Source organism: Roseofilum sp. KMC-1 (assembly GCF_057802075.1).
The window spans coordinates 3,614,608-3,634,626 of the sequence record NZ_CM173605.1 but is presented as its reverse complement, the minus strand read 5'-3'; the positions used below and the strand labels follow the sequence as shown (position 1 = coordinate 3,634,626).

At 46.7% G+C, this 20,019-nt stretch carries 17 protein-coding genes, 1 tRNA gene and 3 rRNA genes; 14 read left to right on the top strand and 7 right to left on the bottom strand.

What is annotated here, in order from left to right; all coding sequences use genetic code 11:
* Nucleotides 1–20: 20 nt before the first annotated feature.
* The 5 genes from AC3FZD_RS16715 (at nt 21) to rrf (ending at nt 6,724) form a co-directional block, all read left to right on the top strand.
* On the top strand, nt 21–1,262 hold the full coding sequence (locus AC3FZD_RS16715; RefSeq protein WP_488737112.1) for a DUF3747 domain-containing protein: 1,242 nt from the start codon (nt 21–23) through the stop codon (nt 1,260–1,262).
* 488 nt (nt 1,263–1,750) lie between these two features.
* A 16S ribosomal RNA gene (locus AC3FZD_RS16710) occupies nt 1,751–3,238 on the top strand.
* Nucleotides 3,239–3,350: 112 nt separating this feature from the next.
* Nucleotides 3,351–3,424: transfer RNA gene (locus tag AC3FZD_RS16705), tRNA-Ile, on the top strand.
* A 214-nt stretch (nt 3,425–3,638) separates the two neighbouring features.
* Nucleotides 3,639–6,530 (top strand): 23S ribosomal RNA (locus tag AC3FZD_RS16700).
* Between the two features lie 76 nt (nt 6,531–6,606).
* A 5S ribosomal RNA gene (gene rrf, locus AC3FZD_RS16695) occupies nt 6,607–6,724 on the top strand.
* The 16S, 23S and 5S rRNA genes sit together here with 1 tRNA gene alongside, the layout of an rRNA operon.
* A 70-nt stretch (nt 6,725–6,794) precedes the next feature.
* Here rrf and AC3FZD_RS16690 read toward each other — a convergent pair.
* Nucleotides 6,795–7,412, bottom strand: a complete 618-nt coding sequence (locus tag AC3FZD_RS16690; protein WP_488740367.1) for a MotA/TolQ/ExbB proton channel family protein — start codon at nt 7,410–7,412, stop codon at nt 6,795–6,797.
* 24 nt (nt 7,413–7,436) lie between these two features.
* Entirely contained in the window at nt 7,437–8,231 is a 795-nt protein-coding gene (locus AC3FZD_RS16685; protein WP_488737111.1) for an LmeA family phospholipid-binding protein, read from the bottom strand.
* Nucleotides 8,232–8,594: 363 nt separating this feature from the next.
* Here AC3FZD_RS16685 and AC3FZD_RS16680 point away from each other — a divergent pair, with 363 nt between their 5' ends.
* From AC3FZD_RS16680 to AC3FZD_RS16660, 5 genes are all read left to right on the top strand, one after another.
* Entirely contained in the window at nt 8,595–9,068 is a 474-nt protein-coding gene (locus AC3FZD_RS16680) for a globin family protein (RefSeq protein ID WP_488737110.1), read from the top strand.
* A 61-nt stretch (nt 9,069–9,129) separates the two neighbouring features.
* Nucleotides 9,130–9,819, top strand: a complete 690-nt coding sequence (locus AC3FZD_RS16675) for a phycobilisome rod-core linker polypeptide (protein WP_488737109.1) — start codon at nt 9,130–9,132, stop codon at nt 9,817–9,819.
* A gap of 132 nt (nt 9,820–9,951) precedes the next feature.
* A complete protein-coding gene (locus AC3FZD_RS16670; RefSeq protein WP_488737108.1) occupies nt 9,952–11,313 on the top strand; it encodes a CHAT domain-containing protein in 1,362 nt (453 codons plus the stop codon).
* A gap of 63 nt (nt 11,314–11,376) precedes the next feature.
* Nucleotides 11,377–11,931 (top strand): hypothetical protein, encoded by a 555-nt coding sequence (locus tag AC3FZD_RS16665; RefSeq protein WP_488737107.1) that lies wholly within the window; start codon nt 11,377–11,379, stop codon nt 11,929–11,931.
* A gap of 60 nt (nt 11,932–11,991) precedes the next feature.
* Nucleotides 11,992–12,609, top strand: a complete 618-nt coding sequence (locus tag AC3FZD_RS16660) for a hypothetical protein (RefSeq protein WP_488737106.1) — start codon at nt 11,992–11,994, stop codon at nt 12,607–12,609.
* A gap of 14 nt (nt 12,610–12,623) precedes the next feature.
* On the opposite strand, the gene AC3FZD_RS16655 is transcribed toward AC3FZD_RS16660, so the two are convergent.
* Nucleotides 12,624–13,514 carry a PhzF family phenazine biosynthesis protein gene (locus tag AC3FZD_RS16655; RefSeq protein ID WP_488737105.1) on the bottom strand — a complete coding sequence of 297 codons (891 nt, stop codon included), beginning with the start codon at nt 13,512–13,514 and terminating at the stop codon, nt 12,624–12,626.
* A gap of 68 nt (nt 13,515–13,582) precedes the next feature.
* Between AC3FZD_RS16655 and AC3FZD_RS16650 the strand changes: the two genes are divergently transcribed.
* Complete coding sequence (locus AC3FZD_RS16650) at nt 13,583–15,160, top strand: bifunctional metallophosphatase/5'-nucleotidase (RefSeq protein WP_488737104.1); 1,578 nt, start codon at nt 13,583–13,585, stop codon at nt 15,158–15,160.
* A 190-nt stretch (nt 15,161–15,350) separates the two neighbouring features.
* On the opposite strand, the gene AC3FZD_RS16645 is transcribed toward AC3FZD_RS16650, so the two are convergent.
* The gene (locus tag AC3FZD_RS16645) at nt 15,351–15,935 is read right to left on the bottom strand and encodes an NADPH-dependent FMN reductase (protein ID WP_488737103.1); all 585 of its coding nucleotides are present in this window, start codon (nt 15,933–15,935) and stop codon (nt 15,351–15,353) included.
* A gap of 111 nt (nt 15,936–16,046) precedes the next feature.
* Nucleotides 16,047–16,772, bottom strand: a complete 726-nt coding sequence (locus AC3FZD_RS16640) for a pirin family protein (protein ID WP_488737102.1) — start codon at nt 16,770–16,772, stop codon at nt 16,047–16,049.
* 101 nt (nt 16,773–16,873) lie between these two features.
* Between AC3FZD_RS16640 and AC3FZD_RS16635 the strand changes: the two genes are divergently transcribed.
* On the top strand, nt 16,874–17,203 hold the full coding sequence (locus tag AC3FZD_RS16635) for a winged helix-turn-helix transcriptional regulator (RefSeq protein WP_488737101.1): 330 nt from the start codon (nt 16,874–16,876) through the stop codon (nt 17,201–17,203).
* A 38-nt stretch (nt 17,204–17,241) separates the two neighbouring features.
* Here the strand turns inward: AC3FZD_RS16635 and AC3FZD_RS16630 are convergent, their stop codons facing one another.
* Together AC3FZD_RS16630 and AC3FZD_RS16625 are read right to left on the bottom strand one after the other, a co-directional pair.
* Nucleotides 17,242–18,468 (bottom strand): DUF790 family protein, encoded by a 1,227-nt coding sequence (locus tag AC3FZD_RS16630; protein ID WP_488737100.1) that lies wholly within the window; start codon nt 18,466–18,468, stop codon nt 17,242–17,244.
* A 36-nt stretch (nt 18,469–18,504) separates the two neighbouring features.
* Nucleotides 18,505–19,095 (bottom strand): D-glycero-alpha-D-manno-heptose-1,7-bisphosphate 7-phosphatase, encoded by a 591-nt coding sequence (locus tag AC3FZD_RS16625; RefSeq protein WP_488737099.1) that lies wholly within the window; start codon nt 19,093–19,095, stop codon nt 18,505–18,507.
* Nucleotides 19,096–19,271: 176 nt separating this feature from the next.
* On the opposite strand from AC3FZD_RS16625, the gene AC3FZD_RS16620 reads away from it, so the two are divergent.
* Complete coding sequence (locus AC3FZD_RS16620) at nt 19,272–19,532, top strand: hypothetical protein (RefSeq protein WP_488737098.1); 261 nt, start codon at nt 19,272–19,274, stop codon at nt 19,530–19,532.
* The gene (locus tag AC3FZD_RS16615) at nt 19,529–19,957 is read left to right on the top strand and encodes a type II toxin-antitoxin system VapC family toxin (protein WP_488737097.1); all 429 of its coding nucleotides are present in this window, start codon (nt 19,529–19,531) and stop codon (nt 19,955–19,957) included. Before AC3FZD_RS16620 ends, AC3FZD_RS16615 begins: the two co-directional genes overlap by 4 nt.
* Nucleotides 19,958–20,019 lie beyond the last annotated feature (62 nt).

Sequence of the window (20,019 nt, the reverse complement as noted above, 5' to 3'; positions counted from 1 at the left end):
TCTACTCACGAATAACCATTATGAATAAATCACTCCTCTCCCGTTTAGCTGCTATTGCCACCACCACTGTGGTTGGGATGACTACATGGGTATCTATTGCTCGCGCCTTCTTCGATCATACTGAAGTCAAACAGGATAATTTTATTGCGATCGCCGCTCCACGAGGAACAAACGCCCATCAACTCCTCATTTTGGAACAAAAATCCAATACCCGCCAATGCTGGAGTGAAAGCGGCCAAAGCCCCACCATTGTTAATCCCCTTCTACTTAATTTTGACTTTACCGGTATTTGTGGTCGCAGTACCGATAGTAATGGCTTTTCTATTCGCGTTGATAATCAAGATCTCGCTCTCGAGTACAGCCTACGAATTGTTAATCGCAATAATGATTTAGTCTTAGTTGGCTCATCCAATACCCCAGGAGGCCCAGAAATAGAAATTGGTCGCACCTATGGCACAACCTCCGATTTTGCCAAAATTTATCTCAATCCTGGTTGGCGCTTTGCCAAACGCTCCTATGAAGGTCAAACCCTCGGCCATGTTTATCTACTTAACGATCAACAACTGAGTGCATTGATTGGTACATCCCCCAACCCAGTCGATCCCAACCCAGTTGATCCCAATCCTCCTGCACCCACCACTCCCAGTTTCAAAGATATTGCCAATGACATTTATGCCACGGAAATCAATCAAGCAGTCAATATCGGCTTTATTTCTGGTTTTGCTGAAGACAGCACCTTCCGTCCCCAAAACCCCCTCACACGCGAACAATTAGTCTCCATGGTTTTAGAATCTCTCAAAACCATTCCGGGCACTAAGGTTAACATCCCCACAACTACCACCACATCTCCCTATCCTGATGTTGTTTCCTCTCGATGGAGTGCAGCCAAAATCAAATGGGCAAAAGACAACAATATTGTCAGTGGATACACAGATGGTACATTTAAGCCCGCCCAATCTGTCACCCGTGCAGAATTAATGGCTGTCCAACGTCGTGCAGCCGAATTTGCCCGTAAAACCAGTGGTTTGAATCCCCAACTTGAAGCCAAACAAAATCCCCAATCCTTTAGCGATGTTAACAATCATTGGGCTTCCGATCTCATTACCCAGATGTCTACCTATTGCTCTGTCGCTTCCCCATTGAATGAATCTGGGACTCGGTTTGTTCCCAATGATAACGCTCGTCGTAATTACGCCGCAGCCGCCACATTACGGATGCTCAACTGTGTGAAATCGGATATTACCACCGCTTCCGCTCAATAGACTTCAATCAGTTTTGGGTAAAAACCTTATAGAGAGGAGGGAACTCGATCCTTCCTCTTTTTTGTATCTGTTCCAGCCACTTATATCGTGCTTTTGGACAATTTAACTAAGCATTTAGACTCATTTTACTAAGCGAGAGCCAGATCGCTTGTCGAAGCTATATTTTTGCTGATTGGCTGTAACCCTTGATTTCATTGAGTTTCCAGTGAATTCCCAAAAAAGTTTGAAAAAAGGGTTGACAAAGAAGGGAAGGATTGGCTATATTCGTATTTGTGCTTGAGAGGACGGCAGCGAATCGCTGACTCCCCCTCGAAGCCACCGAACCTAGAAAATTCTATAGTTTGAAAGCCTAAACTAAATGAGTTAGACCCTCGTTAGTGAATGAAACTGAAGCGACCTCCTTAAGGGGGAAAGCTAAAGTTAATGAAGATGATAAGGGAAAGAAGCGAAAGTTTCAATCCCAAAAGCCAAAAAAACTCGAAAGTGTTAACACGGAGAGTTTGATCCTGGCTCAGGATGAACGCTGGCGGTCTGCTTAACACATGCAAGTCGAACGAACTCTTCGGAGTGAGTGGCGGACGGGTGAGTAACGCGTGAGAATCTGCCTCTGGGTCGGGGACAACCACTGGAAACGGTGGCTAATACCGGATGAGCCGAAAGGTAAAAGATTTATTGCCCAGAGATGAGCTCGCGTCTGATTAGCTAGTTGGTAGAGTAAAAGCCTACCAAGGCGACGATCAGTAGCTGGTCTGAGAGGATGAGCAGCCACACTGGGACTGAGACACGGCCCAGACTCCTACGGGAGGCAGCAGTGGGGAATTTTCCGCAATGGGCGAAAGCCTGACGGAGCAAGACCGCGTGGGGGAGGAAGGTTTTTGGATCGTAAACCCCTTTTGTCAAGGAAGAAGTTCTGACGGTACTTGACGAATAAGCCTCGGCTAACTCCGTGCCAGCAGCCGCGGTAATACGGAGGAGGCAAGCGTTATCCGGAATGATTGGGCGTAAAGCGTCTGTAGGTGGCGAACTAAGTCTGTTGTTAAAGCTCACAGCTCAACTGTGGAAAGGCAATGGAAACTGGTTAGCTAGAGGCTGGTAGGGGTAAAGGGAATTCCCGGTGTAGCGGTGAAATGCGTAGATATCGGGAAGAACACCGGTGGCGAAAGCGCTTTACTGGGCCAGACCTGACACTGAAGGACGAAAGCTAGGGGAGCGAAAGGGATTAGATACCCCTGTAGTCCTAGCCGTAAACGATGGAGACTAGGTGTAGCACGTATCGACCCGTGCTGTATCGTAGCCAACGCGTTAAGTCTCCCGCCTGGGGAGTACGCACGCAAGTGTGAAACTCAAAGGAATTGACGGGGGCCCGCACAAGCGGTGGAGTATGTGGTTTAATTCGATGCAACGCGAAGAACCTTACCAGGGCTTGACATGTCGCGAATTTCTCTGAAAGGAGAAAGTGCCTTCGGGAGCGCGAACACAGGTGGTGCATGGCTGTCGTCAGCTCGTGTCGTGAGATGTTGGGTTAAGTCCCGCAACGAGCGCAACCCTCGTCTTTAGTTGCCAATATTAAGTTAGGAACTCTAGAGAGACTGCCGGTGACAAACCGGAGGAAGGTGGGGATGACGTCAAGTCAGCATGCCCCTTACGCCCTGGGCGACACACGTACTACAATGGTCGGGACAAAGGGCAGCCAGCCTGCGAAGGTGAGCTAATCCCAGAAACCCGGTCTCAGTTCAGATTGCTCTCTGCAACTCGAGAGCATGAAGGAGGAATCGCTAGTAATCGCCGGTCAGCATACGGCGGTGAATCCGTTCCCGGGCCTTGTACACACCGCCCGTCACACCATGGAAGTTGGCCACGCCCGAAGTCGTTACCCTAACCTTTCGAGGAGGGGGACGCCGAAGGCAGGGCTGATGACTGGGGTGAAGTCGTAACAAGGTAGCCGTACCGGAAGGTGTGGCTGGATCACCTCCTTTAAAGGGAGACCTAATCCAAGCAAAGATAATGCTGGGAAGAATCCCAAGGTCGGTCGAGGTCAGCTCAAAAAGATTTAGAAATTAGGCTTTCAAACAGGTTGGGTTCGGTCAAGGGCTATTAGCTCAGGTGGTTAGAGCGCACCCCTGATAAGGGTGAGGTCCCTGGTTCAAGTCCAGGATGGCCCAGATTAAGAAAAAAGAGAGAGAAGGGACCCTAGCCCCTCAAGTTGCGAGAGCAACCGAGTCGGCTGGAGAGTAACTCCAGTAAAAAGAACCTTGAAAACTGCATAACTGAAAAGAAAATTCCAAGGGAGATAAATAGGCTGTAGCTTATTTATCTCAGGCAGAAACCGTAAAAAGCAGAAAAACTGACTTTTCGTAAAAAGAGAGTTAAAAAACTGGTCAAGTTACAAAGAGCTAACGGTGGATCCCTTGGCACACAGAGGCGAAGAAGGACGTGGTGACCGACGAAACGCTCCGGGGAGCTGGAAGCAAGCATTGATCCGGAGGTATCCGAATGGGGCAACCCAAAAACTCCTAGCTGAATCCATAGGCTAGAGAGAGCGAACCTGGCGAACTGAAACATCTTAGTAGCCAGAGGAAGAGAAAGCAAAAGCGATTCCCTAAGTAGCGGCGAGCGAAAGGGGAGAAGCCTAAACCAACCTCAAATTGGGGTTGGGGTAGTGGGACAGTCGCACGGGAGGGAGCGGATTAGACGAAGCAGTTGAAAGCTGCACCAGAGGAGGTGAAAGTCCTGTAGTCAAAAATCTCAACCCCCCGACTGTATCCCGAGTAGCTTGGGTTAAGTGAAATCCCGAGTGAATCAGCCACGACCACGTGGTAAGGCTAAATACTCCTGTGTGACCGATAGTGAACCAGTACCGCGAGGGAAAGGTGAAAAGAACCCCGGGAGGGGAGTGAAATAGAACCTGAAACCGTTAGCTTACAAGCAATGGAAGCTCGATTAAACGAGTGACCGTGTGCCTGTTGAAGAATGAGCCGGCGACTTATAGGTAATGGCAGGTTAAGGCGTAAATAGCTGAAGCCAAAGCGAAAGCGAGTCTGAATAGGGCGTTGAAGTCATTATTTATAGACCCGAACCCGGGTGATCTAACCATGTCCAGGATGAAGCTTGGGTAACACCAAGTGGAGGTCCGAACCGACCGATGTTGAAAAATCGGCGGATGAGGTGTGGTTAGGGGTGAAATGCCAATCGAACCCGGAGCTAGCTGGTTCTCCCCGAAATCTGTTGAGGCAGAGCGGTTGGTGTTCCAGACGGGGGGTAAAGCACTGATTCGGTGCGGGCTGCGAGAGCGGTACCAAATCGAGTCAAACTCAGAATACCCGTTGAAAAACCAACCAGTCAGACGGTGGGGGATAAGCTTCATCGTCAAGAGGGAAACAGCCCAGACCACCAGCTAAGGTCCCCAAATAACCACTAAGTGATAAAGGAGGTGGGAGTGCTAAGACAACCAGGAGGTTTGCCTAGAAGCAGCCATCCTTGAAAGAGTGCGTAATAGCTCACTGGTCAAGCGCTCCTGCGCCGAAAATGAACGGGGCTAAGTGGTTTACCGAAGCTGTGGACTTACTGAAAAGTAAGTGGTAGGGGAGCGTTCTGTATTGGGAGAAGCACTAGCGGCAAGCAGGTGTGGACAGTACAGAAGTGAGAATGTCGGCTTGAGTAGCGAAAATATGGGTGAGAATCCCATACCCCGAAACCCTAAGGGTTCCTCCGGCAGGCTCGTCCGCGGAGGGTTAGTCAGGACCTAAGGCGAGGCTGAAAAGCGTAGTCGATGGACAACGGGTCAATAATCCCGTACTCAATACAGGGGGGTGCAGAGGGACGGAGAAGGTCTGATCTAGCCGGAAGATGGTTACCGGTCTAAGCGTTCGAGGCGCTGAGGAAGGGAGAAAACCTTCCAAGCTAAGACGTGATAGGGAGCAGCTACGGCAGCGAAGTAGAATCGGATCCAGCTTCCTAGAAAAGCTCTAAACACCAATGTCTTGTATTGACCTGTACCCGAAACCGACACAGGTAGGGAGGTAGAGAATACCAAGGGGCGCGAGATAACTCTCTCTAAGGAACTCGGCAAAATGGCCCCGTAACTTCGGGAGAAGGGGTGCCACCAGAAATGGTGGTCGCAGTGAAGAGGCCCAGGCGACTGTTTACCAAAAACACAGGTCTCCGCCAAGTCGAAAGACGCAGTATGGGGGCTGACGCCTGCCCAGTGCCGGAAGGTTAAGGAAGTGGGTTAGCCAAAAGCGAAGCTCGCGACTGAAGCCCCGGTGAACGGCGGCCGTAACTATAACGGTCCTAAGGTAGCGAAATTCCTTGTCGGGTAAGTTCCGACCCGCACGAAAGGCGTAACGATCTGGGCGCTGTCTCGGAGAGAGGCTCGGCGAAATAGGAGTGTCTGTGAAGATACGGACTGCCTGCACCTGGACAGAAAGACCCTATGAAGCTTTACTATAGCCTGGAATTGGGTTCGGGCTTCGCTTGCGCAGGATAGGTGGGAGGCGTTGAGGGTTCCCTTGTGGGGGAATCAGAGCCAACGGTGAGATACCACTCTGGCGAGGCTAGAATTCTAACCTGAAGCCGTGACCCGGCACAGGGACCGTTTCAGGTGGGTAGTTTGACTGGGGCGGTCGCCTCCTAAAAAGTAACGGAGGCGCGCAAAGGTTCCCTCAGGCTGGACGGAAATCAGCCGATTGAGTGTAAAGGCAAAAGGGAGCTTGACTGCAAGAGAGACAACTCAAGCAGGGTGGAAACACGGCCTTAGTGATCCGACGGCGCTGAGTGGAAGGGCCGTCGCTCAACGGATAAAAGTTACTCTAGGGATAACAGGCTGATCTCCCCCAAGAGTTCACATCGACGGGGAGGTTTGGCACCTCGATGTCGGCTCATCGCAACCTGGGGCGGAAGTGGGTCCCAAGGGTTGGGCTGTTCGCCCATTAAAGCGGTACGTGAGCTGGGTTCAGAACGTCGTGAGACAGTTCGGTCCATATCCGGTGTAGGCGTAAGAGCATTGAGAGGAGCCTTCCTTAGTACGAGAGGACCGGGAAGGACGCACCGCTGGTGTACCTGTTATCGTGCCAACGGTAAACGCAGGGTAGCCAAGTGCGGAGCGGATAACCGCTGAAAGCATCTAAGTGGGAAGCCCACCTCAAGATGAGTGCTCTCACTAGGTTAACTAGGTAAGGTCACGGAAAGACGATCCGTTAAACAGGTGTTAGGTGGAAGCCCAGCGATGGGTGGAGCCGAGACATACTGATAGACCGAGGGCTTGACCTGTATTTAATTCTCAAGGTAGAGCCGGAATTTTCTTCACCGTTATGCAGTCTTCAGGGTTCTTTCCCCGACTGTCTTTCCTGGTGCTGTGAGCGCTGTGGCACCACTCCGACTCCATCCCGAACTCGGTAGTTAAACACAGCAGCGGCGACGATACTTTGGGGGTAACCCCAGGGCAAAATAGCTCAGTGCCAGGTTATTCTTCCTCAAAACCCCTTTTTACACAAAGGGGTTTTGTTGTTTTAAACGCTCAAGTTAAGTTGGTTTTTAATGAGTTGATCGTTTGCGATACATCAGTTCTAGTTGGCCACCATATTCTTGGATCAAGGCAATTTGTCGGCGATATAAGCCTCGGAATAGGTTAGTGAATAGCAGGGTAACGATCGCCACGACTAAGCCAACAGCAGTGGAAATTAAGGCTTCACTAATTCCTGCGGTTACGCCAAGATTGTCCATACCACCGAGGTCTCCAATACGCAGGGAAGAAAAAGCATGAATCAGGCCGAGAATGGTTCCCAATAAGCCCAGAAGAGGGGCAACCGTAATCACGGTTTCAAACAGAGTATTAAATCGCTTCAGGATGGGGATTTCTGCTTGTCCAGCACTTTCAAGAGCTAATCGAAATTCTTCTGGGGTAGGTTGATCGAGTTCTAGGGCAGCCAAAAAAATTCTGGCCAGAGGTAAATCTCGATTTTGATCTAATTTAATCAAAGTTGTTTTCACATCCTGACGATAGATCCGTAACACTTCTTGTGCCAATTGTTTTTGGCGGCGAGTAACCTGCCACCAAAACAGAAGACGTTCTAAGATCAAAGTAGTTGCTAGGAGAGAAAACCCTAACAACGGCACAATGACAATTCCACCAAAGGAAGATAGGTTATCGATCACGTTTAGCGAAGAAATGAGAAGCTAATTACCGGGAAAACGATCGATTTGAGCATAGCCACTAAAGAGTAGGTTTTTGCCTTGGGTTTCTAGGCGATTAATCCGCAAAGTGACTCCATCTAGGTTAAATCGATCTAGATCAACCATATCATTCAAGATGTCAGCCAGCACTTGGGTAAAAGATTGGGCACGATCGCACAGTTGTGGAGGAATGTTATCCGATTCAAATTGAGCATCACTAAATAGGATACGTCGGCGGCGTTCGACCCCTAACGTGGCTCTCATAGCGATGGGAATTAAATCCGAACTGCCCACATCTGTTTTAGCAAAGAGTCGAATTTGGTTGTTTGGGAGCAACTCAACCGAAACCTCCTTAAACGAAACCGGATGGCCTCCAGATAACTCCATCAAAGCCGGTTGATTCAGATTCTCCAAGCGTTTAGTCACCAATTTTGCCTGAAAAGATTGGTTAATGCCAGACTCAGACAGAGTAATTTGGGCAACGGCTTGAGTGGGTTGCTTCAGGCGCAATTTACCTGCCAGGAGAGCGCTAAAATCGAGGGCTACAGCGTCCGTCTGAAAAGACATCTCCTCCATTGGAAAATCATTACGAATGAGCAAACCGCGCCCGTGCATTTGTAAACCATCGATCGCCCCTTGTAGAAGTTTGCTGGATGGATAACAGCGAATAGACACCTCAATTGATTCACTACGGGTAAACAGATGACGAAGAGACTGGCTCGCCACGGTATTGAGGAGCTTCTCTCCCATATCTGTATTTCCAGGACTGCCAAAGAAACCGGTGACACCAGTAAACATGCTGTTTTTGAGTTAGATACAAGTTCTACACTCGATTAATGTAACAAACTGTAAAGAAACCGACAACCGGCTGACCTCTCGCTAGAGACCAATCTAGCTCTGAGGGCGGGTTTGGGCATCTGGGAATAGGACAAAGGGGTACTCTAGCGTCTTAAAGCCTGCGATCGAGGATAAAATCGTCAAGACTCAGGGCTTATTGGGGGGGGAATTCATCAAAAAATGTAAAAATCTTTATTAAGAATCAATTCAACACCTTGAGAATATTTTAAGGTTGAGGCAACCTAGTAGAAGAGAGGTAAGCCAGAATTGAGCAATTCATGGATTAGTTAAGTCCCATTCTAAGCATCTTCCGAGGGTATAACCATGCATACTTTAAATCACGATCTAGATACTAAACTTATAGAAGCGGATGGCCGATACCTAAATACACAAGAACTGTATTCCTTAGAGCAGTATTTTCAAAGCTATCAAATTCGGCTCAAGACCTATCAGCTTCTCAGTGAAAATAGTGAAAAACTGATTGTGAATACCCTCCGCAAATTTGCCCAAGCCTATCCAGAGTTGATCAAAAATCATGGCGCTCGATGCAAATACGATATGGGGTCTGTAATTCGTTACATTGCCTTGTCAATTCTGCGGAATGACGAGTTATTCTTCAAGGAACAAATGATGTTTTGGCTGGATACGATTTTAGTGGCGTATAAACGCAGTAGTCATTGTACGAGAGTTTACGACTATTTGCATAAAGAAGTCGATGACTTATTACCATCTGACTGTAGTAGCTTAGTCCATCCTTATATCAAAATTATCACCTTGATGTTGAACTCTCATGTTTAAGTAAACCCATCCTGTTGTGGAGGAAAATGAACCCATGAACTGCCCCCCTAAACCCATAACTGTGAGCCGCACTTCATCGCTTGAAGAACGGCAACAGGCACTTACCGCGCTGTATTACCAAGTATTAGAGCGTCAGCCCTATCAGTATGAACGCAAGGTTTTGCAGAAAGCTGAAGATCAGTTTTTACATGATAAAATTGGAGTGCGCCGGTTTCTAAAAGAGCTAGGTCATTCGTCAGTATATCTAGAGTCTTTTTATCACCGTTACTCCAATGTGAAGTTCTTAGAAATCTGCTTAAAACACTTTCTCGGTCGTGCGCCAAAGGATAAAGAAGAAATCCAGCACTATTCACAGATTTTAACGACGAAAGGTGTCGATCAGCTCATTACTGCCATTCTGGATTCAGAAGAATATCGAAAAGTTTTCGGTTGTTTTACGGTTCCTTATGCGCGATCGCAGAAATATTATCAATCTCCCCAATCTTACCTAGAGACCCAGTGGTTAAATGCCGAACATATTGGGCAACGGGGAACCGCTATTCCCACTCGCTATTGGCATGACTTGGGTTTGGTGTGTGATGCTGGAGTTTGTCATCCAGAAGCTGATGAAGTTCTCAATCCTCCCATTTCCAATGAAGTTGAACTAGCAGTTCAGAAGTTAGTCAAGTTAATTGAATCTGAACAAGGGCAAAAAGCTTTAGCCTCTGTTTCCCCTCAAAAGCTGGAGAAATTACGGGCAGTGATTGGTTAATGATTCTCAATTGTTCTGCCTCTATAACTCAAACCTGCTTGGGCAGGTTTTTTTCTGTGTAGATAAATAATTCGATCGCTATCCTAAATTTGTTATCACAGAGGAGATCCTTTCATTTTTGAGTATGCCCTCATGCCTAAACGCGCAACCCAGTGGATCTCCAGCCTGATCTTATCTTCACTTATATTCACTCTGATTTTAGTCACCAGTGATTTAAGCTGGAGTCTATCCCCTAAGATCAAAGCATCTTCAGATCGACAAGAGTTAATCAAAGTGGTTAACCATCTAGAGCAGATGTGGAAAGAAGAATTTAGCAACTACTTTCAATCCCCTGCTAGAGATACCCAAGGGCTGCAAGCACCAGAAATTGTCCAGTTTCTAGCTCAGAAGGAGAAAGAAACGGGAAAAACGCCAGCCCTTCTGTATATCCATCCGATGCCGGAAAAGCTAGAGTTGCTGTTGATTGCGGCTCAGGGTAATCTGACGTATCGTCAGATTCCAGAAGCTTCTAGGAGTAATCTGGTGAAGATAGCGGATGAATTTCGCTCTACAGTGACGAATCCGCGATATCTTCGCACGAGGCGATATGAATCCTCAGCGCAACAACTCTATGAGTGGATTATTCGCCCCATAGAAGCCGAGTTGGAGAGGGAAGGGATCGATACTTTACTGTTATGTACGGGGAAGGGATTAAGATCGGTTCCGTTTGCCGCCTTATTGGATGGGGAGCAATTTTTAGTGGAAAAATATAGCTTGGCGATGATCCCGGCGTTTAACTTAATGACGGTGGGAACAGATAACCCTGAAAAGACGCAAATTTTGGCCATGGGAGCTTCGGAATTTAAGGATTTAGCGCCGCTACCGGCAGTGGCTCTAGAATTAGAATTACTCCGTGAGGGGATGGTGCAGGGAGAAAATGCCTGGGAAAGTCGAGCTTTTTTGAATGAGGAATTTACGTTAGAGAATTTAAAAGCTCAATTGCAAGCCCAGGATTTTGATATTGTTCATTTAGCTACCCATGCAGAATTTCAGCCGGGACAGCCGAATCAATCCTATATTCAATTTTGGGATACTCAGCTTACCCTGGATCGGATGCGTCAACTGCCCTTGGATGATCCGCCTTTGGATTTACTGGTGTTGAGTGCTTGTCGGACGGCTATTGGCGATCCTGAAGCGGAATTAGGGTTTGCGGGATTAGCTTTTGAAAGTGGGGTACAGTCTGCTCTAGCGAGTCTTTGGTATGTGAGTGATGGGGGAACGTTGGCGCTGATGAGTGAATTTTATCAGCAGTTACCTAGGGTTTCGATGAAAGCGGAAGCGTTGCGCCAAGCGCAACTGGCTCTGTTGCGAGGAGAGGTGAGTTTGGGCGATCGCCAATTGCGAGGAAGTCGGGGAGCGGTACAACTCCCTTCAGAGTTAGAGAATTTGGCTATTGATAATCTAGCAGCTCCATTTTATTGGTCGGCGTTTACGCTAATTGGTTCTCCTTGGTAGACAGAGGGTAAGGTTGATCGGCCAGAATAGGAAGAGATTACAATTTAAGTGGAGAATATGCTGATGATATTTAGATCTCAACGGAAACGGTGGGTTGCGTTGGCTCTGGCAACCGTGCTGCTTGTATCGGGTTGTGCGGGTAGTACGGGATCGTCTTCTTCGAGTAATCCTCAAGGGAATACGACGACTCAAACTCAACCCCAGAAGACTTCAGGGGGGACGAGCCAACGGAATCCGGCTCCAGCAGTGAGTCAGGAGGCACTTCCAGGTTCTAGTTTTAACCGCTTTTTTCCCAAGTCTGGGGATGGGTATGAGGTGGTTGCGGCTCAGGAGAAAAAGGGGTTTTCTGAGTATAAGCTGAAGCAGGGAGGAACAGATAGGGCGGTTTTGTCGATTTCCGATACGATGAGTTTACCTGCGGCTCGGAAAAAGTATGAAAATAGTAGTCAGAGGATTGGGGGATTTCCTGCGGCAAGCCAGGGGAGCAATATTACGGGGGTTTTGGTGGCGGATCGGTTTCAAGTAAAAGTCCAATCCCGCGATCAGTCTTTTACGGAGAGCGATCGCCAGGTTTGGCTGCAAAAGTTTGATTTGCAAGGGTTATCCAGACTGAAATAATGGGGGATTTAGGGGCGGATTGCACCGCCTCTGGAATCTCCTATCTATCCTTGAACAGGAATGAAAATGATGAATTTGGCGGCACTGGAACAGACGGTAGCATCAATGTTGAATCCTCAAGTGGCTGCTCCCGGTGCGGGGGAGGTGGTTGAGGGGCTGTTGGCTTGGGAAAAGCTGGCGAAAAAGCAGAAAGCGCCCTATGGCTTCGAGCAACTCACAGGGGCTTGGCGCTTGTGTTGGATTACGGGGGAAAAACAGGGGCGATCGCTCAATTTAACCCAAATGAAGTTAGCACAACTCCTGCTGCGATGGATTCCGATTCAGTTGGTTTATCGTCCTTTACCCCATTTCGACGGACTCGATCCAGATCGATTTGAAGCAGGAGAAGTCGAAAATCGGATTCAAATCGGCTTGTTTACCCTAGTCGTTTTCGGCCCTGCTAAACATTTAAAGTCTAATTCTATTCTAGCATTTGACTTTACCACTATGCAAGTCAAATTTTTCGATAAAATCCTCTTTTCTACCCTAATTCGCAACGGCGAAAACCGCAATGCTCGATTCTATGGTGCGCCTATCCGCGAGCTGGCTTTTTTCAACTATTTTTTAGTTCAACAGAACCTGATTGCTGCTCGCGGGCGCGGGGGTGGGTTAGCCCTTTGGGGGCGAATTCAGGAATAAGGACTAGGAGAATTCTAGAGGAAAAACTCTCCTTTAGCGATGGGGATGACTGAACCTCCCACTTCAACAGAAATCTTTTCTTGAGTCCGTTTTGCTCTCAGGCGTAACAGGGAGGGGCGATTGATTTCATAGCCTTGTTCTACCCGCACATTAATCTCCTCAGTTCCTAAATAATTATGTTCGACTAAATAGCCTGCAAAACAGCCATTAGCGCTCCCGGTTGCTGGATCTTCAGGAACCCCTAAATAGTCGGCAAACATGCGAGCGCTAAAAGTGTTTTCGGGATGTTTGGTTTCTGGAGAAAACACAAAAATCATTTTTACCGGTTTATCTTCTATAAACTCGTAATAGAGAGACGGTTGAATTCGACATTGTTTGAGGGTGGCTTGCGTTTTCAGGGGAACAATCACAAAGGGAGTACCAGTAGAAACTGTTTGGATGGGAAAGCGATCGTCAATATCTTGAGGTTCTAGACTTAAAATAGGGGCAATTTCTTCCCTAGAATAAGTTTCGGTAAATTCTGGAGGATTTTGCGTCATCCATAAAACCTCTGAACCCTGATTCTCAGCTTGCCAATGGACAGGAATTTGTCCAACTTTGAGGTTTAAGGTGACTTGATTAATGGCTGAATCAAGAATCACTTGCTGGATAATATAGGCAGTTCCTAGGGTAGGGTGTCCTGCAAAGGGGAGTTCTTGGGCTGGAGTAAAGATGCGGACTGGGTAGCCGCCATTTTCCGGGCGATCGCCTAAAATAAATGTAGTTTCTGAAAAGTTGATTTCCTTGGCGATAGTTTGCATGGTTTCCGTCGTCAAATCTCCCCCGTTGAGGATGACAGCTAATTGATTACCGCTATAGGGTTTCACGGCAAAGACATCAACAATATAAAAGGGAACAGAAGCCATGGAAAGTTAGATGAGTATGGGATGGTATTTTAGTTTATCAAAAATTTAACGTCTAAAACCACAAAGCTATGAATCGAACTTCAGTCTATTGGAAAAGAAGCCTACAAGTCCTTCTCGGCATTGTTCTTGCTGTCATTATTGGGCTAGTCAGTGGGCGTTTCTGGAGTGCTTCAGCCTTTGAAGTGCGTCTGTTACACACCAACGATCATCATGCCCATTTAGAACCGGTGGAAATGGGAGAAAACGGGACATTAGGGGGAATTTCTAGGCGCAAAACTTTGATCGATCAACTCAGAGAAGAAAGCGCGATCGCCAATCAACCTGTATTAGTCTTAGATGCGGGGGATGTATTTCAGGGGACACTCTATTTTAACACCTATCAAGGGCAAGCTGACAGTAAATTTTATAATGCTTTAAACTATGATGCCATGACCCTGGGCAATCATGAATTCGATCGGGGACAAGAGGTGTTAGCAAAATTTATTCAAGGGAGTAATTTTCCCCTAGTTTCAGCGAATCTCAAAATTGCTTCTGACTCTCCTCTGTCTGGGTTAGTCAAACCCTGGACTATTCTGGAAAAAAACAGGCAAAAAATTGGGATTTTGGGACTGACTACTCCAGAAACTATGAGTATGGCAGAAGTTGGGGAAGGAGTGGAATTTTTAGATCCAGTTCTAGCGGCAAAACAAGCCGTGACTGAGTTAACCCAGCAAGGAATTAATAAAATTATTGCCCTTACCCATTTGGGAATTACCGAAGATCTGGAATTAGCCCAGAAAGTGGATGGGATTGATGTGATTATTGGCGGTCATTCTCATACGAGAGTGGGAGATATGTCAGAGGCAAGTTATCCCTATCCTATCGTCGAAAAAACACCGAATGGTCAACCGATTTTAGTTGTCACTGCTTGGGAATGGGGAAAATATTTAGGGGATTTAGATATTACGTTTAATCGCCAGGGAAATCTCCAAAACTGGCAGGGAAATCTTCATCCTGTGAATGCAGAAATTACGAATAATTCTCAATTTGAGGGCATTTTAGCAACTTTAGCTCAACCGATTGACCAAATGAAGGCTAAAGTGATTGGGAAAACTCTGGTTAAACTGAATGGAGATCGCCCGGATATTCGCCAAGAACAAACTAATTTAGGAACTCTTTTAGGAGAGGCATTACTAGCAAAAACAGCCCTTAATAATACTGAAATTGCGATTACTAATGGGGGCGGAATTCGGGGGAGTATTGCAGCCGGAGAAATTACCATCGGTGATGTTTTAGAAGCCTTTCCATTTTCCAATACGGTGATTGAAGTAGATTTAACGGGAAAACAGATTAAAGAGCTGTTGGAATATGGGGTGAGTCAAGTGGATAAGCTCGATGGTTGTTTTCCTCAAGTGGCAGGACTGAAAGTAGATTGGCAAGCGGATTTACCCGTTGGCTCGCGGATGATTAGTATCGAAACTCGACAAGCAGATGGCTCTTATGTTCCCCTGAATTTAGAGCAAACCTATCGGGTAGTCACCTCTAGTTTTCTATTCAAAGGAGGAGATGGATATAGCCTATTTTCTGAAGGCAAAAATATGATGGATACGGGATATTTAATTTCTGATACTCTGATAGAATATATCCGCAATCGCGATGTCATTTAGCTCGAATTTCAAGTTTGAAGTTTCAAAACCTAATAGAGATTTCGATAGATTTCAAGATTGAATCCTTGGCCCACTCGTGTAGTCAAGTATGGAGTTTCAAAACCTAATAGAGATTTCGCCAAAAGTAAGACAAAACATTCCCCCTTTTTTCCGTGGGAAAAGGGAGCAGGGGGAAGAGAGTAAACATCACCTATGACAACTTCATCGCCAACTCCGCCAACTTTTTCCCCAAAGTTTTTACCGATTCCTGCTGCCGTTCATCCTTCAATTTTCCCTCACCATCAAACTGTTCAAAGGCATTGGGAATCGTCTTTTGATCGGGTAAAACTATCACACCAATATTCTCCAAAATTGCCCGTAAATGCACCAATCCCCTTAAACCCCCTAAACCTCCAGGGGAAATACTCATAATGGCTGCCACCTTACCTTGAAAACAACTGAGCGCCAAAGGGGGTTCATCCGGTTCAGAACGGGACACCCAATCAATGGTATTTTTCAATAAACCGGTAATCGAGCTATTGTATTCTGGAGAGGCAATTAACAACCCGTGATGGGACTTAAATAACTGCTTCAAAGCTACAACCGACTCAGGGAAGCCTTCTTTTTCTTCTAAGTCTTGGTCATAAATCGGCATCGGGTAGTCCCGCAAATCAATAAACGTCACTTCTGCGCCCGCTTGGGTGGCTCCTTGAGCTGCAATTTTCACCAGTTTTTTATGGAAAGATTCCTGGCGAGCGCTACCGGCAAAGGCGAGAATTTTAGTTGAATTAGCCATGATTCATTCAGTAAAAAATAAGGGGTTAACAGTTGCGCTCATTCCTCTACCCCTTCTTCCGCAGGAGAGGGATATAGGGAGAGGCAGATAAGCAGAGGGCATTAACAGAAACTACGCCAAATCAAACAGCAGGAACTCGGAGGATTCTTGGGCTTGTAAATTCAAGGTTTGGGTATGGGCGATCGCCGCCCCATCTCCAGTTGCCAATACTGTACCATTAATTGACAGTTTCCCGCGAATCATTTGTATCCATCCATAACGCTCTGGGGCAAAATCATAAGATAACTTTACTCCTGGATCTAACACTGATGCAAACAATTTTGCATCTTGATGAATCACCACGGAACCCTCCTCTCCATCCGGAGAAACCAACAATCGCAGTTGATTTTGTTTCGATTCTGGACTAAAATATTGTTGTTGATAACCTGGAGTTAACCCCTTTTCATTCGGTAAAATCCAAATCTGCAAGAAATGGGCATCATCCTGTTTAGAGTGATTATACTCGCTATGGGTAACCCCCATTCCTGCGCTCATAATCTGGATCTCTCCCGGATGAATCACCGAGCCATTGCCCATGCTGTCTTGATGCTCTAAAGCACCATCAATCACATAGGAAATGATTTCCATATCTCGGTGGGGATGGGTTCCAAAGCCAGAACCTCCCTTAATTCGGTCTTCATTAATGACCAAAAGATGGCGAAATCCCTGATACTTTGGATCGTAATAATTGGCAAAGGAAAAAGTATGATTAGAATTCAACCATCCATGGTTAGCATAGCCTCGTTCTGAGGATTGACGAACTGTGATTTGGGGGGTTTGTAGGGGTGTATGAACCATAATCTAACCTGTGAACTCAACCATCAATTCTGAGTGTAATCCAGCTCAACTGAGCCTGTAAAGACGGCACTTCAAAGTGCCCTAGTACCCAAAAAGTAACGATGTACAGTCCCCTTGAGTCTTCAACCCGCCTAACCTGTGCCGTAGAAACCACGATCAAAGTGATTGGGGGACGGTGGAAAGTCTTGATTTTGCGCGAGCTGTTCTCTGGAGTAAAACGCTTTGGAGAGCTACAACGAGCTATTTCTGGAGTGACGCAGAAAATGCTCACTCAACAATTGCGAGAAATGGAAGAAGATGGCCTAATTGAGCGCGTGGTTTATGCTCAAGTACCGCCAAAAGTTGAGTATTCTTTAACGCCCACAGGAGAGAGTTTAAAACCGGTTTTAACAGCGATGCATGATTGGGCTATTCAGTATATGGACAATTAACAATGAACAATTAACAATTAACAATGCAGACAGAACTTCTACAATCGGGTTTCTTCTAAGACTTCCAGAACTAACTTAGGCAATAACTTATCCTTAAACCAGATAATGGGAATGGGACAATCTTGTATTTTAACCCCAGCTTTTTCCAGATTTAAGCGGTCAGAGATTGCTAAAATTAACGCTTTATCATCAATATAGTTGACTTGATAAAATTTTTTCTGTAAATAACTCGGTCGCCAATACCCTACAATTTCCAATAAAACCGATCGCCCATCGGGATGAACAAAGCGAAAATCGGGAATCATCACACTACCAGGGATGGGGATTAAATCCACTTCTCGCTCTAAAGACCAATCGGTTTTCTGCTTTTCCCAGCGATCGGCAAAGGCAGATTCAATCATACTATCATAAGGTTTTCCGGGGGGATAATGACTGACTAACTGACATTGGGAATCTAAAGAAAATTTACCCTGTTTGGGTGCGCCGGTGTAGAAATCGCGGGTTTGTAAATTCGCTTCGATGCTCCATTTGGTAACATGCAGGAGAGCGGGAATTAACTTAGCTAAAGCGAGTCCATAGCGCGTACTGACCTGGAGTAAACTGGAGGGCCCATCAATAGTAATGGTAAATCCATGGTCAGCATCGCCTTCAATGTAAGACATGAGTTGAAACAGTTTTAAGTAGCGAAATAAGAGCTTATATTCTCCGGGAACATTGCGATGGGCATTAATTTTAATATGGGTGGCACGATAAAAGACTCCTTGCACTTGGGAGAGGTTATAGCGATGCAAAAGTGACTCCGGTTCTGGGGGATCGAATTGGGTTAAGATGCGATTTTCGATTAAGTCAGCATAGAGTCCTTGACGCAGTTCATCCGTCACGACTTCGCGCTTGAGTTCTTGGCTCAAACTGTGGGCAACTTGGGTTAAAGTTTGTTCTGTCCAGTCGAGTCCCGGCCGACCTTGGGCTGCTGCGGCAAAGATGCGCTCTCTGAGTAGGGGAGGGTCGAGGGGGCTGATAATTTCAAAGGTGGAAAAGCTATTTTTGAGTAAATGAGCAAGTCCGCGCTTGATGCGAAAATCGGGGCTTTCCCCTTCAAACTCTTGTAAGCTGCGATCGAGATCTTTTTGTGGTTTTCCAATATGATCTTCAAAACAGGCGATTAAATCGGTAGCTATGCCTATCCAATAGCGGTCTAGTTTGAGTCTTTTGGGAATAATAGTTTCGCCGCTATAGCGATAAATGAGTAATTCGCTCGGTAGCATGATCAATTAAAAATTAAAAATTAAAAATTAAACATCCTATTCCCTATTCCCTCGTCCAAGAATCCAATTCACGCCATCGGCTAAATCTGTGGCGATATAATCGGGTCGAGTATGGTGCTGATAGTCTCCAGAGAGTACCTGGGAACCATAGCCGGTTTGGACTAAAATTCCTTGACATCCGGCATTATGGGCCATGTCTACATCGGTGGCTTTATCGCCGACGACAAAACTAGAACTGAGGTCTAAATCATGTTCCCAAGCGGCTGCAACTAACATGCCGGTATTGGGTTTGCGCCAGGTACTCCATCGGGCGAATTCCGGGTCAATTCCGCCTTCTGGGGGGCTGAGATAGGGACAAACATAGAGGGCATCTAAGACGGCTCCAGCTTGGGTTTCTAGGAGGCTACAGAGGCGCTGATGGAGGGCATCTATATGATCCATTCCATAGTACGATCGCGCCGGCCCCGATTGATTGGTCACCAGACAACAGAATAGGTTTTGGTCATTTAACCGGCGCACAGCTTGAGCGACACCGGGTATCAGGTTGAGATCTTCTACTCGATGGATGTAGCCAACTTCTTGGTTTAGGACTCCATCGCGGTCTAGAAATACTGCGGGTTTGCTCATGGGAATGGGGGGATGGGGGAATGGGGGAATGGGGGAATGAATTAACCTTACCAAGACGTACCAATCATCGTAAACGCTGCCCAATAATAGGGGTGAGTCCCGACTGTCCAACGCTCGGAGATCGCCCCCTAGCGTTTCCAGAAGGTAAAATAGATACAGCACACCAGGAGCCAGACATGACACTCAACGAACTCTTGCCAGCCATTCATCAACTCAACCCGACCGACAAGCAAAAATTATTCCAGATTCTCGATCGCGAACTGCACCCAACCCCCCCCACAACAGCCCCAGAACTTCAACCCGAAAACTTTCAAAACGAGGGCCAGTGGCTCATCGCCGTCTTTGAGCGACACTTCAGCGAGATCGAACCGGGGGAAATTCCCATAGAGCCACGGGAACCTATCCGAGTTGACGAAACCCTGTTTAACGAACCATGAAAATCATTCTCGATACCAACGTCATTTCAGAACTCATTCAGCCAATGGGTTCCAGTATGATCCGCGAATGGTTAGTCAGCCAAAACGGTGCATCACTGTACACAACGAGCATTACCCAAGCCGAGATTCTTTATGGTATTCAAATACTCCCAGAAGGACAGCGACGACAGAAATTACTCCATGGAGCATCGATCGTCTTTGAACATTACTTGCTAGAGCGAATTTTAGCATTCGATCGAAAAGCTGCTGAACTTTATTCCCAAATAGGAGCTAACCGCAAACAACTCGGTCGCCCCATCTCACAATTTGATGCACAAATTGCCGCCATTTGCCGAGTTCACCAGGCAACATTAGCAACCCGCAACATCCGCGACTTTTTGGATTGTGGAATTGATTGGGTTAATCCGTGGGAAGCAAAGCGATGAATTTCCCCTCTATTCTTCCCTATTCCCTAGCGCGAAGTACCTCTGCCCTCTCCCTTCGGCTT